The following is an 18,286-nucleotide window of genomic DNA, read 5'->3' on the forward strand; positions in this document are numbered from 1 at the left end:
TATTTCCATCTGCAAGCACCAAATAAACGATACGTTTAGTATACAAAAGACAGGCACTTAAAAAAAGCTTATTTACAAAACGATACGTTCAGTATATTATTGTAATCAATAATTAATAAACGATACGTTCAGTATATTATTGAGGAGGATCACTATGCGAAGTGAACAAAACAATCAAGAACGCAGGATTTCAAGTTGGATGATGTTTCTGCTCGCAGCCGCGTGCGGACTTATCGCTGCCAATCTTTATTACGCTCAAACTCTGGTAGGACCTATTCGCGATGCAATAGACCTTTCTTCCACGGTTGCGGGGTTCATTGTTACCGTGACCCAAATTGGGTATGTGATCGGGCTGCTGTTGATCGTACCGCTAAGCGACGTCATTGAAAATCGGCGACTCTCGGTTTTTATGCTTATTCTTGCGGTTGCCGCACTGTTAACTGCCGCATTCGCGACCAATGCGCCATTGTTTTTGATCGCATCACTTTTTATCGGCATTGGATCTGTTGTAGCTCAAATTCTGGTGCCCCTTGCCGCCTATTTATCGTCTGAAAGCCAACGAGGCCTCGTGGTCGGCAATGTGATGAGCGGCCTCTTGTTAGGAATCATGTTTGCCAGGCCGCTTGCAAGCTTTGTAACCAGCCTTTGGGGCTGGCGGGCCATATTTGTTTTATCCGCCATTGTGATCTCGCTACTGACCGCTCTACTAGCTTACGTTCTCCCGGAGCGCAAGCCGTCGCCAACTGTACGCTACGGGAAGCTCATTCTCTCTTTAGGCGCTTTATTGCGGCAGACTCCGGTGTTACGACGACGCGCCTTGTATCAAGCTTGTTTATTCGGAGCTTTCAGCTTATTTTGGACTGTCGTTCCTTTACATTTGGCTGATCATTTCGGCATGTCCCAGAAAGGCATTGCATGGTTTGCGCTAATTGGCGTAGGTGGCGCCATCGCTGCTCCGATTGCCGGAAGATTAGCGGACAGAGGCTGGAGCAAAGCGCTAACGGGGACAGCCTTAATTGTAGCAGTCCTGTCATTTATGCTTATCCATCTATTCCAAGGCCATTCCATTCCAGTTCTGATCCTTCTCTTTATTTCCGCATTTACGCTCGACATGGCCGTGTCGGGAAACCTTGTCATTGGTCAGCGCTCGATTTATTCGTTGGGGAGCGAGGCGCGAGGACGCCTTAACGGTCTATTTATGTCTGTATTCTTTACAGGCGGAGCCATCGGATCATCTTTGGGCGGTTGGTCATATAACCAGGGGGGCTGGAAGCTCGCAACACTAATTGGTACCATCTTGCCGCTATTAGCATTGGTTTACTTTTTCACCGAAAAACACACAGAAAAGAGCAACCAGGCAAGGAATGAGATCTTCACTGGCAGTTAACTAAATAAATAGATGCCAATGGGAGCCATCTGCATGCGTTGCACAAAACGAAAACGCCACCTTCACCAAGGTGGCGTTCTACTATCACTTCTTCGCCTTATAAAACTCATGATAAAGCTTCATAAGCGCAACCAGAGGCTTTATTGAGAAACCTTTGATGCAATATGGTTATTAGTAAGCTTAATTTGCGGCTTCTGTGCGAGTCCAAAGAAAGCGAAAAGAGCAAGCAGGCTAGTGGACAAGATGATGATCCCCATCGGAACCGCGGAATTCTCTCCGGCAACGCCGACTAGCGGTGAAGTACATGCTCCAATTACAAAAGGCAACAAGCCAAGCAGGGCGGATGCACTTCCTGCCCTTTGACTTTGCGAACCCATCGCCAAAACAAAAGAAGCTGTTGCCGTCATACCGATTGACGCCACAAAGAAGAACAACGGGATAACCAATGCCAGTAATGGACCGTGCAATAAAATAACGAGCAAGGCTGCAAAACTGGCCGTACAAGACAACAGCAAACCAAGAATAACAAAATTGCGTTCCGAGAACGCTTTGCTGAACCGTCCAACGACCTGTGAACCAATAATTAAGCTGATTCCATTGGATGCGAACAACAGCGCGAACAGTTGTGGAGAAGCTCCGTAAATATTTTGATAAACAAATGGAGTCCCCGATACGTAGGCAAATACGCCCCCAATCATAATGCCTTGTGCAAGCGCATAGCCGATAAACTGCCGGTCTTTAAGCAGAGCTTGAATACCGGCTAACAGCTCTCCGAAGTTACCAGATACCCGATTCTGGGCAGGCAAGGTCTCTTTTAAGTTCATCGTTGCCAAAATAACGAGTAGTAAACCAACAATGCCCAGTACGAAAAACACTCCTACCCACGTTGTAAAGGAGATCACACCGCTGCCAGCCATAGGCGCAATCATAGGAAACAGATTATTTACAAGCATGAGCATTGAGAAAAACTTCGTTAATTCTGTTCCGCTGTATACATCGCGTACGATTGCTCTGGAGATAACAATTCCCGCAGAGGCAGCGAAACCCTGAACAAAGCGTGCAGCTATAAACCAATAAATATTCGGGGAGATCGCACAGACAAACGAAGCAACCAGATAGAAAATAAGTGAAATAATAACTGGCTTGCGTCTGCCATGAACGTCACTTAATGGTCCCATAATAATTTGACCCAAACCTAAGCCAATGAGGCATGCTGTCAAACTAAGCTGAACAAGAGAAGCCTGGGTTCCAAAGTCAGCGGTAATTTGCGGGAATGACGGCAAATACATGTCAATCGTAAGTGGGCCAAGAGCTGAAAAAGCACCTAACAGTAATACTAATCTTAGGCGATCATAATTTTTTGTTGCAGACATCGTTAGATCTTCTCCTAAACTATTCCAAAGTGATGAATCATGGTAATCGTGCAAACTTGCTTCATTATAGACCAAGAATAAGTTAAACCCAATAGTAACTTGATCCATTTATTAGAAAGAGACGAAGCAAGCAAATAAATTAAAAGCAATCCAATATCGTTTCCAAGAATCAGCAATCAAAGGCAATATGCCAATAACACCCATTTCAGTACTTAAAATGCCGAAAACTCCTACCGTCAATATAAATATAAGCAACTTACTTCGTTGCCATAAAAATCCATCATCCAACCTTCCTTACTTCTTCTTTATTTTCTATATAAAACAACAATAACCCTTAAAGTCGACTTTAAGTCAAGAGACATTCTTAAATTCCCAGAAGAAGATGAAAACGCGATGTTGCATTAAAGTCCACTTTAAGGTCTATAATTAAACCTCAGGGATAGATCACAGTAATAAGAACAATAAAAAGATTTATGGAGGATACAATGGAAATTCATATAAAAGAAGCAGCAGAAAAGATAGGGTTGCCTGCACATACACTCCGATATTATGAACAAGAGGGTCTTCTACCTTTTATAAAAAGAGATGAAAATGGAAATCGTATTTTTAACGAAGCAGATTTATTATGGTTAGAGCTTATTGTATGTTTACGAAAAACGGACATACCTCTTTCAGAGTTACGTGCGATCGTGGAATTAACGAAAGAAGGAGACAGTACAGCCTCGCAACGCAAACAAATATTTGAAAAACATAAAGAAAAAATGATGGAGAAAAAAAGAGACTTGGATAAAGCTTTTATAAAAATTGAATCGAAAATAGAATACTACGATGAATTAGAAAAGAAGTACCACAAAGAAAGCTTAATTAAGAACTTACTTTAATAAGATTTTTTGTTGTGACGGATTGTAAAATGAAGTGCGACTTCAAAAAAAACCTTGCCTTAAAGTCAACATTAAGGATTAAGCTATTCTTGTAGCTTTTAAATACATTAAAAATAAGTTGATGCGAGTTACTTCTTCAGTCAACTTATTATTTACAAAAGAAAGGATTGTGTTATCTTTTATGTGCAATAATCATAGAAACATGACAACGACACGTGTTCTAAGTGCCCCGAGTGCAAAAGCGCCATTTGAAAAGACCACTATTGAGCGGAGAGAATTACGGCCACACGATATTTTAATAGATATTAAGTTTAGTGGCATTTGCCACTCTGATATTCACAGTGCGTTCGGTGAATGGGGCGGTGGAATCTTCCCAATGGTTCCTGGTCATGAAATTGCCGGAGTCGTAGAAGCAGTAGGAACAGAAATGACCAAATATGTCGTTGGTGACCGCGTTGGCGTTGGCTGCTTTGTTGATTCCTGCGGAGAATGCGAATACTGCCTCAGTGGCGAGGAGCAATATTGTACGAAAGGTGTTATCAACACATATAATGGTCTAGACTACGATGGTAATCCAACATACGGAGGATATAGCCAAAAAATCGTAGTAACGGAAGGGTTCGTTGTCCGTATTCCAGACGGTCTGGATATGGATATGGCAAGCCCGCTATTATGTGCAGGAATTACTACATTCTCTCCCTTGAAACACTGGAACGCTGGCCCAGGTAAGAAGGTTGCTATTGTAGGAATGGGGGGACTTGGCCACGTAGCGATTCAATTTGCTCATGCTATGGGTGCTGAAGTAACAGTATTGAGTCGCTCTAATAGTAAGAAAGAGGAAGCATTGGAATTTGGCGCAGATCATTACTATGCGACAAGCGATCCCGCTACATTTACAGAATTAGCAGGTACTTTTGATCTGATCTTAAACACCGTGTCTGCAAATCTGGATGTTGATGCGTATGTATCACTACTTCGCATTAATGGGACACTTGTAAATGTTGGCGCACCAGCTGAACCAGATAAGTATCATGTATTTTCATTAATTATGGGTCGTCGCAGCATTGCAGGTTCACTCGTTGGTGGAATTCGTGAAACCCAGGAAATGCTCGATTTCGCAGCTGAACACGGCATTGCCCCTATGATTGAAGTGATCAGTGCAGACCAAGTTGATGAAGCGTATGAGCGTGTCCTCCAAAGTGATGTTCGGTATCGATTCGTTATTGACATCTCTACTTTATAACTCGCAAAGATGCTTTCTACCAACTTGAACCGGATTTGATGAAAATAGATAAAAAGCCATCGTTTTGAACAAAGTTTGATCAAAACGATGGCTTTTTGCTATCCAAAGAAGGATCGTCGACGCGGTCCTTCTTCGTATGAACGTTTATTCATACCAATCTCTCGGGATGATCTCCCTTTCCAGTTCCAACAACTCTTTAATAATCATATCCGCATCATGGATGGAATGAATTAGCGGATCGGTCATCATCGCCCTTCTCAATTTCACGAAGTTCCGTTCCACAACAGCCTCCGCAGTTAGTTCGTGCGTATCCAGCACCAGTTCCTGCATCCCTCGAATTCCTCGCGGCATTTCTCCCACGGGAACCGGCTTGGCTCCATCCATGCTTACTTCGCATAACAGTTCAAGGAACGAGTCGTCGTTCATATTAGTGACCGCACCGTTATTGAGCGTATTGATGAAGAAGCGTTTCCCCAAATTGCCGACCATGTTTTCGATAATATCCGTTGCATGATCGGGGCCAAAGGTTTTCATATAATCGGCGATCGGTATACTCCCGGTAATGAAGTCGTCCACTTGCCGCCACATCTCTTCGTGACGCTTATACCGGTCTTCCGTTTCCCAAATCTTTAAAGGCGGGATGGCGTCGTTCGTCTTGCCAAGCCCCTGCCAGTACCGGACGTATTCTTTGGTATGGGCCGTACATGTCGGGACATACCCGAAAATATGATAAAGCTCATAGGTGACGGCATCGTTATATAGCGCTTTCGCGCCGGTATCCCCGCCGTTGTTTTCCGTAGCCGCCGACTTTCTTAATGCCTCGGCGATCGGGGCCATAACGTCCGTTCCGTCATACTCCGCCTTAAGCAGCCAGGTGAAGTGATTGACGCCGGCCACCCGGAAATCAAACTTCCGGTCGATCTCCTCGGTAAACTCTTTTCTATCCTGAATGATCCCCGCTCGAACCGCATAATACGCTTTTATGTGCGGCATATGATGACTGTCGCACAGTGCGAACGATTTCAGATTCGGCGCATACCGGCTTAAGGCGATCCCATGAACCGTAGAGGGATTAATATAATTGATTACCCATGCGTCAGGACAAAGCTCTTCAATATCTTTGGCACACTCCATGATGACCGGCAGCTCTCTCATCGCCCTAAAAATCCCGCCGGGACCGATGGTATCACCCGAACACATGCGAATACCGTATTTTAAGGAAATTTCGCAATCGATGCCGCGATATTTTACCGTATCCTCGGCAAAGCTAAGAACTACGAAATTCGCGCCTTTCAGTACCTGTCTCCGATCCGTCGAGCCTTCTACCTTAAGCGGTACATTGTTTTCCCTCGCAACCATTTCGGCAAGCCGTACCATCTTGGATAGTTTTTCTTCGTCCGTATCTACCAAAGCAAGCGTACCGTTGTTCAAATATTTCGAGTGAACCATTTGCCAAATCGACTGTCTCCCAAAGAACAAACTTCCCGCTCCGATGACAACCACCTTCGGTTGCTGTACTTTCTCTCCGTTCACATTCAAGATCGAGTCCCCCTTAACTGGTTATAGCCTAATTATAGGTGAATGATTCGAAAGCAGAATATGAGATAGTTTCAGATATATGTCAAATAGTAAGATTGTTCATGATTATTATTATTAATGGTATAGTGATATTATTTGAACAATGTCTTGTGGTAAAGGAAGGCAGAGGATATGAAACGGACGGACATGGGAGTTCTCAACGAATTGTCAGAATTCATCGCGCTTCGCATGAAATCTTTTTGGGAGCCTGTTCACGACGGGAATTGGGTCGAGCACAAGGCGCATATCGATTACGATCTTTGGCTCGTTCAATCCGGAATCGTCAAAATTAAGATAGACGGCATCGAACATACGGCAAATCCGGGAGACGTGGTCTTATTTTACCCCGGGATGCCCTATATGGCAGCTACCACCGGTGAAGGTTGTCGGTTTATTTATATTCATTTCGATTTCGGGATCGGAAAGCAGCAACGCATTCTGAGCGATTTTCAGCTCTCGGGAATTATACCGAAGGATCTGATCCGGGAGGAATGTGCTCTTTTAGGAAAATCCTTCTATCAATCGAAGCAGCTAAGCAGCATGCCGGGGAACCGTTTGTATTTAAAGGCTTGTCTGACGGCCGTTGTCGCTAAAATCATTGAACTCCACGGACAAGGTCTATATATTGGGGCATTTATGAACGGGAGAACACCGAAAAAATCCGAGAGAAGTCTGGACGTCCTGCAGCCTGTTTTCACATACGTTACCGACAATCTGCATCAATCCATTAAAATGAATGAACTTGCGGCGCTTGTTGGCCTATCCGAAAAGTATTTTATCTCTTATTTCAAAAAAGCCTTGGGCATCACACCGGGGCAGTACATTTATCAGATCAAAATGAACCTTGCGAGGGAATATCTCTACGAAAAAAAGTATACGGTCCAACAGATCGCCGGCTTTCTCGGTTATCCCGACGCGTTCACGTTTTCGAAAGCTTTTAAAAAATACTATAACGTTCCTCCGTCAAAATTCGAGTAATGTAGTTTAAAGTTTAACATTGCAATATAAAAAGCCACGTTCTACGACTTGGCCACAATTACGAACGATTACAAGCGAAATTAAACGGCCTCAGTCCGGTGGAATTCAGGACCAAGGCCGCCTAACTGTTTTTAATTATTTGTTCTGTCTACTTGACGGGGGTGTTCAGCGTAACCTGCTCCTCTTTTTAAACTGGTTGAGTTGGGATGAATCTGTCATTCCTTGCTATCGATTAAATCCTGTCTGATCGGAGTGAAAGTGTCCAGCAATATGCTCTTCTGAAGGGCGCGGCAACCATGCTCGGCAAGACTCGGAATGCAGATCGTCTCTCCCGCCGAGACGACGACTTTCTCTCCGTTGACTGAAAACTCCAGCTGCCCCTTCATACAGTAAGAAAGCTGCTCATGCACATGACTGTGCATATAACCTTCAGCTCCCTCCTCAAAATGAACCTCCATCATCATGATCGTCTGGCCCGGAGTAAATATTTTCCGTTTCACGCCCGGCTCGGCGTTTTCCCATATGTTCAATCTGCTCATTGCACCGTCCTCCTTTTTATTCCAACATTAACCTAAACGTACTGAGTTTTGTTTTCGTGCCTGATTGATGACAGAACATACCCGTTTGAAGCAGAAAGCTTGAGTTTTGAATGATCGAAAGAAGGCGAGAGCAGTTGACAATAGTCTTTAAAATGACCCAAGCTTTCAAATTCCTCTTTTGAGCCGCACTGGCAAATATACGCCATCCTGCTTCCATAAACGCGGTATTCGCAATCCATCAGGCGGTCGTTATGAGGAACCATCACATCGCTGCACCAGATTGCTGCATATCCGCCATCCTTTTGTCCAAACAGCCATTGCCCATTCTTTGAAACGGAATCAAATTTGCTTGCTGGAAAAAACAGATGGGTAAATGCAATCGGATGGTCTTCTCCGATATCATAAATCACGCCAAGCAAATTGCCCTGTTGTTTGATTGCCGGCATGATGCCGTTCCCATACCAGTAGCCCGGGCGCATGCCGCCGTCATCCGCCATCTCCCCCGGATGGTTGGTAAACACTACGGTATCATTATCAAGCGCTGCATACCACATATGCTGCTGATAACCATGCACTCCCGGTTCAAAACGCGATGTTCCGTGAAATCGCTCGTTAAAGGATTTAATATATAAATTGGATTCTACATCGGCGGAATCGTCAAAACTAATATTTTCCCAGAATGAAGGCTTCTCATCGTATCTCGGTGACTGTACCGAGGTCAGCATATAATTCTGCTGCTTTTTAAGCTTAATCCAAGCGTTTCCGGTCTGATACTCCATCTCCAAGGGCTCGTTCATAAGACTTGCATAATGATACGGCAACCGGTACTTGCTGTTCATTAAAAAGACCATCCATTCGCTGTTGCCGACTGGAGTCCCGGCATTCAGCAGATGGATCAAAGACTGGGCAGACTGGGTAAACGGAAGAATAACGGAACGGTATATTCTTGCCTGCGGCGCAATGATGGAGCCCCGGAAGGTATGGCAGGCAAATGATTTCAGCATTAAATCGATCAACCTGGCAGCCCTTGCGGCTTCTTCTTCTTCCATGTAGTCAACGACATTTAATAAAGCTCCCAATGTTACGCACATATAATCGGCGCTTAAAAACTCTTCAAATCCGTATTCTTCTATATCCTCCAGCCACTGCTGTATCCTGTCTTTAGCTGCTTCGCTGACTTCCACGCCGGTGCGGCCTGACCTTGGAAATATTTTATCCGGATATTGATTGCCCGCCATGAATGCGCAAATGTAGAACATCAGCGCATGATTCTCACTCCAAAAGCACATGCCGTCTGAACCGTCCTCCGTCATCCAGTACCGGTAGTTCAGAATCGCTTGTTCCGCCTTTTCGGATAAGGCAGCAGGCAGGGAATACGATTGCATCAGGCGGAGCAATCCTGCCAGAAAAAAGTCCGAGCAGTCTTCCCTTCTCTCAATCTGTTCAAGCGCCTGGTTAATATGGGCCTCATCGTGTACAGCTTTCTTCCCCATATGCCAGCGCGCCAGCACATAGAACAAGCCAAAGCGCAGCGGCTGAAACGTCGGTTCCGCTCCGATTAAGGAAAGCTCATCAAACATAGCCTTCCTAATTTCATCTGACGATGCTGATTTTCGGTACACAGGCTTTTTGTTGTGGAGCAATTCGATTTTACGGATCAATTTTTTATGCTGGATCTCTCCATAAACAACAGCCATGACCGTTTCGTTTTTGACATCCACATAGCTCTTGCCGCTAACGTCAACGCATTCTTTGTCATTGCTCGCGTCATCATAAGTCAGAAAGACTTTGCAGGGCGCATCCGCCGGAAAGCATAGACGGTTTCCTTTCGTTTCAATGCCGGACAGCCAATGGTCCAGCGCAAGGAACGGCTTCGCGTATTCAGCGTCAGGCAGTGCCGATGCTATTTTGCCCCTATGCTCCAATAATTGAATGCCAAATATGTTTCTGGTGTCCCGGACCGCCAAATTCTGCATGCGGATTAATAAAGCGTTGTAGCCCTTTTTGAGGTCCAGCTTTATTTCCTGCTTCTTAATCGGCTTATAAACCGGCTCGGTGACAGAACAGATTTTCCGGTCGCCCAGCCAAACATCCACAGCCGTATAAGTCCACAGATTCGCCCGGACCTCAATGTCTTCTTGGGCGACAAGCCCGGTTGCTGCCAGCAGCTCTACCTTCTTCGGTGTCACCGAAAACTGGCTGACATTCACAAAGCCGCTTCCCGGATAGTAATACTCCCAGGGCAGCCCCAATTCGCTGCGCTCACCGATTCGTATTTCATCGGACGGCGCCGGTTTATTCCTTTCAGCAACGATGGATCTTAAATACTGCTCATAGCGTATTTGGTTTTTGTCGGTTTTGTCAGCTGTAAAATCGGTAAACAGCGGTCCTGATATCAGATAATGGGTAATAAATCCGCTCATTTCCTCCATATCTTTCACCTCTTTTATTTTCATACAGGCATATGAAACCGGGTTATTTCTCCAGTCCGGCTCAAACTTAGGACGGGATGGCCATACTCATCGTTGCTGATGCTCCATTCTACGGGCTGTAATTCCCCGCTTCCGCGGCACGGTCTTAGCACGGTAATAAACCAAGCGCCTTCCGCAGATGCCAGCAGACCTTGAAGCACCTTAAGGGGCTGCATCGTCATCGGATGGACCGATTCCCAGCTGTCCTCCACGTCAAACTCCAACGCTTCTGGTCCAAATACAAGCATTTCGCACCCCAGTGGCGAAGTTCCGCCTGCCAATCCGCTGCCTTTGGCGTAAAACTTGGCTGCATGCTCCTCCACCTGCTTTTCCACCTTCCAGTTCAGGAGCCTGCTATGCAGACGATGCTGATAGGTATGTCCTCCCGTTCCCGTCAAGCTGTCATAAATGACCCACTCGCCGCTTGCTAGAAACCACAACGCACGCTTGTGCATAATACCGCGGTCCGCGTACCCGTCGTGCTCCGCGCAAATCATCTGTCTTTCGGGATCCCAAGCTTTCAAAGCAACCCGGGCCTCCGGCTCTCCCCACCGCTGCGTGCGCAAATACGGCGTTTGATCCTGCCCGTCCACAAGGACGGTGTTATGCGCGGATGTGCTCTTGAAATAACGGCGCCAAGGAGTCTCCATATAGGTATACGTTCCCGGATCCACAAACAAAGCTTCGCCGTATGCGCACCATTCGAAGGAGAGCGCATCCGCATGACCATGGGGGCCCCCTAACGCGGCAGCATCGAAAATCAGCTTCTGCTCGCCGTCGCCAAGCCCGTAATACCCGGCTTTCGGGAATGCGAAAGGCAGCTTCTCATCCTCGGCGATAGTCTGGTGCCTCCTGCTTTCATCATCCGCAAGCATATGGACGATCCGCTCAGGGCCGATCGTCCAAAACTGCTCATGCAGCTGCTCGGCAAGCATCCAGTCCGGTCGATCATAATAAAGAGCCGCCGCGCCCAGATCCGGCGGGTGGCTTGCATAGGAGTCCGCAAACGGAGCCATGCTGCCGTCCTGCCTCGTCATGCAGCGCGCGAATCGCACCATCCCCGCTAATATGCGCTCATACTCCTCCGAGAACGCGAGTCCGCGTTTTTTCAGCATTACCGCGCAATCGATGAACAGCTCAAGCGACACCATATGATAGTGCGGGGTCAGCTCGGTATGAACGCCATCGGGCAAAACCTGCACGCGAATGCACTCCTCCAGCCTTTTCGCCGCCGTACTGCACCACCCCGCGCTCTCCTCCCATGACGCAAAGGTAAGCCCTGCGCTAAGCAGGCCGATCATATGCATGATGGAGTGGTTGATTTCTATGCTTGCGGTATAGGTCGAGAGGAACCAGGCATGCTCCTTCACGGATTCAAAAAACCGCTGCTCCGAGCTTTCGGTCCAGCTTTCCGACCCATGAAAAAAATGATAAGCATAAACCCATTGGCGAAGCCTGAGACCCGTCTCCAATAGCCGCCAAGGACCTGGCCTTTGGAAATAGGTGATTTCTTCCGCTGGCAATCCGCTCGGACATGGCTGGGAGTCAATCCATCCCAAAATATGCTCCAAGGCCTTCGCCGCATATTTCTCGTCGCCTGTACAGGCATAAGCCGTGCCTAAGGAACGGAGATGCTTAAAGCGGTTAATTCCCCATGTAAATTCCTTGTCTCCTGTCGGATTATGAAGCCAATCGATCGGCGATCGCATGTCGATCTCGGTATTTTTCCAAATAAAGCTGCTTCCCTCTATCCAGCGGTTTGCCTCCGCAATTGCTTCAGACGCCTTCTCGGGAAAAAGCCGTTTGAAGCGCTCACCCCATTCACTTCTTTGCTCTGCTTTAAAGAACAAATGATCCACCAATTCCACTCTCCCCTCGCTCACCTGTCCGCCGCCTTTCCTGCTTTCTACTGCCTGTAAAAAAAGAGAGACCGCCCTTGCAGGCAGTCTCTCCGCTGGCAGGACCTCTATTCGCCCAGGGACCCCTGCAGGTTCTTGGCGCTGAATGACGGATCGGCCTTTATATTCGTCATCCCTTCCGCACGGGCCGCTTCGAGCGCCTTGCCATATCTGTCGTTCAAATCCTTAATAGCAACGTCCAGCTCCTGATTGCCCGTCAAAATATATTCGATAAATACGTCGGTGAACTTCTTGCCCTCGAGCTTCGTCTCCGTGATCGACAGAGGCGTCGCTGGATAGATTCCGTCATATTTGGTTGGAAGAAACCCTTCGATGCCTGGGAGCTCTGGCTTGCCGGCCGCCTCGTTGACGTAAGGCAAAACGGAAAGTCCAAGCCCCTTCTCCTGATAATCCGAACGCAGCTCAGTGTCGTATAAATACTCCAAAAACTTCACGGCAGCTTCCTGCTTGTCCGATTTGGCACTGATCGCCAGATAACCTCCCGCATTGACCCACGTAACGCCGTTCATTTGGCCGTCCTTCGTAGGCACGAGCGCCGTTGCCCAGCGAATGTCCGTCGGGAACTGCGAGGTGTACACCGCCGGCTCGCTGGAATGGTTCACGTACATCCCGATTTTTCCTTGTGCAAATTGCGCGCGCAGCGGATCGATGTCAAGCGATTCCGCCCCGGGGATCATACTGCCGTCCGCTTTAATTTGGCGAAGCGCCTCCGCAATGTCGCGGTACATACCGAAGTCGAATTCCCCGGTTTGAAAATTATAGCCCTCATGGCTGGTTTCCGAGCTAAGCGTGCCCGATGCGAAAGCCGGACGCGTAAAGCCCGAGCCGTTCTTAAAATTGCTTGCAAAGCCGTATACGCCTTCCGCCTTGCCTTGCTCCGTTATTTTTTTCGCATACTCGACCATCTCGTCAAGCGTCTTCGGAGGCTCGGTATAGCCTGCCTTCTCCAGCAAATCTGCATTATAGAGCAGACGCCAGTACTGACCGGTATTCGGAAGCGTATAGACATGGCCTTGCTTTGAATAAATATCTTCGACCAGCAGACCGTCGAACTTCGCCAGGAACTCCTTGCTCAGCAGCGTGTCAAGCTGGGCATAGTAGCCTTTGCTCAAATAATTCTGGAAATCGCCGCTCTTGAAAATATCAGGAGCCTGGTTACTCGCAAACGCCACTTCCAGCGCCTGATTGTAATTATCGGCCATCACCTTCATTTCCACTTCGATATTATCCTGGTTGGTCGCATTAAAGGTATCCACCTGCTGCTGCATATAATCCATATCGTGGCGATCCGCCGTCCAATAGGAAATTTTCGTCTTGGCAGCGCTGCTGCTGCCTTCTCCTGCTTCGGGCGCTGCCGTATTATCCGCCCCGTTACCCGCCGAGCATGCCGCCAGCATAACGGCAAGAACCAGCAAATAACAGACCGAAAGCGTACTCTTCGTAACGAACCATTTCTTCATCTTTCGAACCTCCCCTTTGTTTGGCAAGCGGCGTCCCACGGCCTATCCCGTACGGTTCACCTTGCTGACCTCATTGTAGCACCCTGCCGCCTTTGTCCATGAAGGTCAAATGCACGATCCTGGGAGGGTAAAATTACTCTGATTTAAATTTGGACGCCGTACTTTCATACTTGGCGCGGAATTCGGACGGCGTCACCCCCGTATGCTTCTTAAACAGCTCGCTGAAATACGGCCTGTCCCGATAGCCGAGCTCAAAGGTGATATCCTGTACCTGCATGCCTTCCAGCAGCAGCTCCTTCGCCTTCTCCATGCGCTCGGAAGTTACGTACTGCATGAACGTCATTCCCGTTTCCTTTTTAAACAAATTGGAAAAATAGCTTGGACTCAAATGCACGACGCCCGCGCACTCCTGGACCGTGAGGTCGCTGCCCAGCCGGCCTCTCACGTAATTCAAAGCCTGGTGGATCAGCTGGCCGACATCGTTCTTCTGCCGCTTCTGAAGCCACTCGCAGCCGGTCAGCCCGAACTCCAGCACATCCCCGATCAGCTCGGAGGTCGAGAGATAGGAATCCTTCTTCATGGCGCTCAAGCGCTCATCCAGCCACATTCGCTGCCAGGGCTCGGCTTTCTCGGCTATGACGCGGTACATGGAGAATGCCAGCCCGTAAAATAAATTGGTCATAACTGCGGGATCGGGCGGCGCCGGGTAATGCAGGCATTCCTCCGATATGCTCTTCAACAGCCGCTCCGTCGCCTCCCGGTTGCCCGACCGAAGGCAGTACAGCAGCTCCGTCTCTTTGTCCGGGGAATAATGCGGTGTCATATGGCTCTGCCGTTCAATGTCGCTATAGGAAATGATGCACCCGCTGCCGGAATAAAACTGGTAGCTGAGCGCCGTCTTGGCCTGCTCGTATGAAAGTGCGATTTTCCCGATCCCTTCCACCCAGCTGCCCACGCCAATCGAAATATCCCGCTTCGCATATTGATTTACATTTTGCATGCAAGCCTCCGCGATCGCGAGCACCTCGGCTCCCTCCTCCAAATTCAGCACGATGACGAAATAACCCAAATGCTCGCGAAACACGATTCCCTTCGCCTGCTTCTTAATGGTTTCCTCCATAATATTCTGAACAGCAAACCGGATAAGCTCCACTTCGTGTACGGACAGCGGCGAACGCTCATTCATTAATCCATCTATTTGCACAGCCATTGCCACGAACCCGCGGGTTCCCATATCAATGCCGAGAAACTCCCATTTTTCTAAGGCACGCTCAGGCAGCTCGTCATGTCGGACCAGCAGGCGGAAATATTCCTGACGCAAATAGGGCAGGCTCTCTCTTACCTTCCTCTCCAGAGCCATCCGTCCCGTTTGCTCCAGCCGCTGCGCCTCAATCCGGGCTTTGGCGCGAAGCACCACATCGATAATCTGCTGCGTCGTAAAGGGCTTGACCAAATAATCGAACGCTCCAAGCCTCACCGATTCCTGGGCATAAGAGAAATCGGAATAGCCGCTAAAAAAAATAACCTTAGACCATTGCTCACCGCCTTCCTTCAGCTCCCGGACCATATCGATTCCGCTTCGCATCGGCATCCGGATGTCGGTCAGCACGATATCCGGGCGCTTGTCCCTGATCAATTGCAGACCGTCCTTGCCGTTAACGGCCGTGCCTACGATCTCGATGCCGTGCTCCGCCCATGGAATCTTCTTCATAATGCCGTCTATCACCGTCTTCACATCATCGATAATGCACATCGTAATTCCATTCATCCGTTTACCACCTCTTGTACAGGAATGATCAGCTTAACGGAAGTTTCCACGTCCGGCTCGCTTTCCAGCTTCATTGAAGCCTTGTATCCGTAATATAGCGATAGTCTGGCGCGTACATTTGATAAGGCGTAGCTGGCCTGCTCCGTCTCCGGCCCGTTCAGCATTTTTTCGATGCGCTCCGCATCCATCCCGCTGCCGTTGTCTGTGACGGTGAGCGTCAGCAGGCCGCCTTCCGCTGCCGCATCTATCCGAATGCGTCCGCGGTGGGGCAGCTCCTGAAAACCGTGCAAAATTGAATTTTCCGCGAGCGGCTGCAGTAATATTTTGAGAACGGGAATGCCCAGCAGCTTCTCGTCCACCTCCGGCATTTCATAATCAAACAAATCGGGATAACACTTCGCCTGCAGGCTCAAATATTGCTTCACGTGCTCGAGCTCCTGCCCCAGCGTCGTAATTTCCCTGCCGTTGTTAAGCCCCAGCCGGAACAGCAGCGAAAGCGAAACAATCATCCCGCTTACATCCCGATGCTCCTCCATTTCGCTTTTCCAATAAATCGTATTTAACGTGTTGTACAAAAAATGGGGATCGATCTGCGCCTGCAGCGCTTTGATTTCTGATTTCCGTTTCTCCTGCTCGGATGCTTTGACCTCCCCGATCAGCTCGCCGATCTGCTCGAGCATCCGGTTGAACTTATGGCCGACCTGACTGATCTCATCCTCGAACGCGCTCTCGAACCGGACGTCGAGTTGATTCTGCTCAACCTTAAACATCAGGTTGCGCAGCTTAAACAGCGGCTTGAGCAGAAGCTCCGACAGCATGCTCGATATAATGAGGGCCAGCACGACGCAGACGCCCATGATCGTTAGAATCGTCCATCGCATATGCTGGACGGGTGCGAGCAGCTTGGACTTGGATTGATAGCCGATGAGCACCCAATCGGCATTCATGCCTAGAGCCGCATAGTTGACCAGATAGGGATCGCCGTTCTCAGGCACGTATTCAAAGTGGCCGTTGTCGCTGCTGCCGATCCTCTTATCCAGCGTCATGCCGTTCTCCGGCACGACGGGAACGGAGGAGAATACGGCCCGGCTGCTGCGGTCTACGACGAGCTGCCGGAGGCTGCCCTCCTGCAAATGAGCCTGGATCAGCTCCTGCAGATGGTCTTCCCGGATATTCACGACGACATAAACGCCCGGCAGCGGCATTTCAAATAATGGCTTGATGATTAAGGAAATAACCGGATTTCCTCTGCTGAACAGCTCCTCGGCATGCCCCCGCACCCAAAGCGTGCTCCACATCTCCTTTGTGCCCTGAATTGCCGCTTGGATCGAGGTATTGGCAAAATCAACCTTCGTGTTCTTCCTGCTCTCCGTTGGGTAAAAATCGCCTATAGGGGTATGCACCAGCACCGAGTCAATCGACTGCTCGGCAATCATCATTTGGGCAAAGGGCGTTTGCAGTTGGGAAAGCCGGTTATAGTAATCCTTGCTGTTCCCCGCCTGAACATCATGCATCGTACTCTGAAACGGCTCTCCCATCATGAGCGTGGAGATCGACACGACGATATTGCGCAGACGCTCATCGAACACCTGCGCCGTTTTGTTCAGCGTTTCCTGGCTCGTCTTGGTCGCCTGCGTTTCCATTTCACGAGAAAAAAACACGGAAACATAAGTTCCCGTGACTGATATACAAACGACGGTCAGCAAAACGAAAGAGACCCAAAGCCGTTTTTTTAGCGACATCTTTCTTAATAAACGTTTCATGTTGTCCATCGCCTCAGCATATGAGATTATCAGCCCTTGACGGAGCCGACCGTTACCTGCATGAATGAGCGGTTAGCGAAAATATATACGATAAGAAGAGGTAGTATAGAGATGCATGCACCTGCAAGCATCAATTGATTCTCCACGGCTGCCCCCGCCCCGTATCTCAGGTTGGCCAGACCGACAGGAAGCGTTTGCAAATCAGGCCGCGACAGCGAGAACACAAGCGGCAGAATATATTCGTTCCATGCGTTCCGGAAGGTGAACAGCGCTACGACAGCCAGCGCTGGCCTAAGGAGCGGCAAAATGATTCTCCAGAAGGTGGAATAGAAATTGCAGCCGTCAATGAGCGCCGCTTCGTCCAAATCCTTCGGAATGCTGCGGAAAAAGCCGATCACCATGAAGAATGCGGTAGCGTGAGCGCTAATTAAAATGATTATGACACCCCATAATGATTTCTGCAATCCAATCGACACCATCAAATCGAACTGCGGACGCAGCACGACGGCCCCGATGGAAATGAACAACGTAAACGACTGAAGAAAAATGAACAGCTTCTTTCCTTTAAAAGCGACGCGCTCGACCGCATAAGCCGCCATTGCGGATACGAGCAAGGTGCCGACCGTGGCAAAGACCGCCACATAGAGGCTGTTAAACGTAAAGCCGGAAAAATCCGCTTGATTCCAGGCTTGCACATAATTTTTGAATTGCCACTTTTCCGGAAAAAATGTAGCTCCCGTCGTCAGCTCCAAGTTCGTCTTGAAGGAGCCCAGCAGCGCAATCGCAATCGGAAACAGCATCAACGCCGCCGTCGCCAGCAGCAGCAGCCATACCGGCGTTCTGATCAGCATTTTACGAATCGTCATGTTCCATCCCCCCAAGCGTAAACGGCTGTCGCCGTCCTTTGGGAGGGACAGCTCGTTTCG

Annotated in this window: 13 protein-coding genes; 4 read left to right on the top strand and 9 right to left on the bottom strand. The window is 48.6% G+C overall.

Features of this window, described 5'->3' with window-relative positions:
- Positions 1–154 precede the first annotated feature (154 nt).
- A complete protein-coding gene (locus tag AC0YNZ_RS03940) occupies positions 155–1,387 on the top strand; it encodes an MFS transporter (RefSeq protein WP_475825354.1) in 1,233 nt (410 codons plus the stop codon).
- Between the two features lie 140 nt (positions 1,388–1,527).
- Here AC0YNZ_RS03940 and AC0YNZ_RS03945 read toward each other — a convergent pair whose 3' ends face one another.
- Positions 1,528–2,835, bottom strand: a complete 1,308-nt coding sequence (locus AC0YNZ_RS03945; protein ID WP_475825355.1) for a multidrug effflux MFS transporter — start codon at positions 2,833–2,835, stop codon at positions 1,528–1,530.
- Between the two features lie 410 nt (positions 2,836–3,245).
- On the opposite strand from AC0YNZ_RS03945, the gene AC0YNZ_RS03950 reads away from it, so the two are divergent.
- Both AC0YNZ_RS03950 and AC0YNZ_RS03955 read left to right on the top strand, forming a co-directional pair.
- Entirely contained in the window at positions 3,246–3,641 is a 396-nt protein-coding gene (locus tag AC0YNZ_RS03950) for a MerR family transcriptional regulator (protein WP_475825356.1), read from the top strand.
- Positions 3,642–3,822: 181 nt separating this feature from the next.
- Positions 3,823–4,884, top strand: a complete 1,062-nt coding sequence (locus tag AC0YNZ_RS03955; protein ID WP_475825513.1) for an NAD(P)-dependent alcohol dehydrogenase — start codon at positions 3,823–3,825, stop codon at positions 4,882–4,884.
- 144 nt (positions 4,885–5,028) lie between these two features.
- On the opposite strand, the gene AC0YNZ_RS03960 is transcribed toward AC0YNZ_RS03955, so the two are convergent.
- Positions 5,029–6,417: a family 4 glycosyl hydrolase gene (locus AC0YNZ_RS03960; RefSeq protein WP_475825514.1), complete on the bottom strand. Its 1,389-nt coding sequence runs from the start codon at positions 6,415–6,417 to the stop codon at positions 5,029–5,031.
- Between the two features lie 177 nt (positions 6,418–6,594).
- Between AC0YNZ_RS03960 and AC0YNZ_RS03965 the strand changes: the two genes are divergently transcribed.
- Positions 6,595–7,440: an AraC family transcriptional regulator gene (locus AC0YNZ_RS03965; protein WP_475825357.1), complete on the top strand. Its 846-nt coding sequence runs from the start codon at positions 6,595–6,597 to the stop codon at positions 7,438–7,440.
- 215 nt (positions 7,441–7,655) lie between these two features.
- Here the strand turns inward: AC0YNZ_RS03965 and AC0YNZ_RS03970 are convergent, their stop codons facing one another.
- The 7 genes from AC0YNZ_RS03970 to AC0YNZ_RS04000 all read right to left on the bottom strand — a co-directional run bounded on the left by AC0YNZ_RS03970 (position 7,656) and on the right by AC0YNZ_RS04000 (position 18,226).
- Complete coding sequence (locus AC0YNZ_RS03970) at positions 7,656–7,979, bottom strand: cupin domain-containing protein (RefSeq protein ID WP_475825358.1); 324 nt, start codon at positions 7,977–7,979, stop codon at positions 7,656–7,658.
- 32 nt (positions 7,980–8,011) lie between these two features.
- Entirely contained in the window at positions 8,012–10,411 is a 2,400-nt protein-coding gene (locus AC0YNZ_RS03975; protein WP_475825359.1) for a hypothetical protein, read from the bottom strand.
- Between the two features lie 20 nt (positions 10,412–10,431).
- Positions 10,432–12,333 (bottom strand): heparinase II/III family protein, encoded by a 1,902-nt coding sequence (locus AC0YNZ_RS03980; RefSeq protein ID WP_475825360.1) that lies wholly within the window; start codon positions 12,331–12,333, stop codon positions 10,432–10,434.
- Positions 12,334–12,416: 83 nt separating this feature from the next.
- A complete protein-coding gene (locus AC0YNZ_RS03985) occupies positions 12,417–13,829 on the bottom strand; it encodes an ABC transporter substrate-binding protein (RefSeq protein ID WP_475825361.1) in 1,413 nt (470 codons plus the stop codon).
- 133 nt (positions 13,830–13,962) lie between these two features.
- Positions 13,963–15,597 (bottom strand): helix-turn-helix domain-containing protein, encoded by a 1,635-nt coding sequence (locus tag AC0YNZ_RS03990; RefSeq protein ID WP_475825362.1) that lies wholly within the window; start codon positions 15,595–15,597, stop codon positions 13,963–13,965.
- The gene (locus AC0YNZ_RS03995; RefSeq protein ID WP_475825363.1) at positions 15,594–17,360 is read right to left on the bottom strand and encodes a cache domain-containing sensor histidine kinase; all 1,767 of its coding nucleotides are present in this window, start codon (positions 17,358–17,360) and stop codon (positions 15,594–15,596) included. The genes AC0YNZ_RS03990 and AC0YNZ_RS03995 overlap by 4 nt, the downstream gene beginning before the upstream one ends.
- A gap of 29 nt (positions 17,361–17,389) precedes the next feature.
- Positions 17,390–18,226, bottom strand: coding sequence for a carbohydrate ABC transporter permease (locus AC0YNZ_RS04000; protein ID WP_475825364.1), 837 nt, complete (start codon positions 18,224–18,226; stop codon positions 17,390–17,392).
- Between the last annotated feature and the right edge of the window lie 60 nt (positions 18,227–18,286).

Source organism: Paenibacillus sp. J2L1-98 (assembly GCF_056269405.1).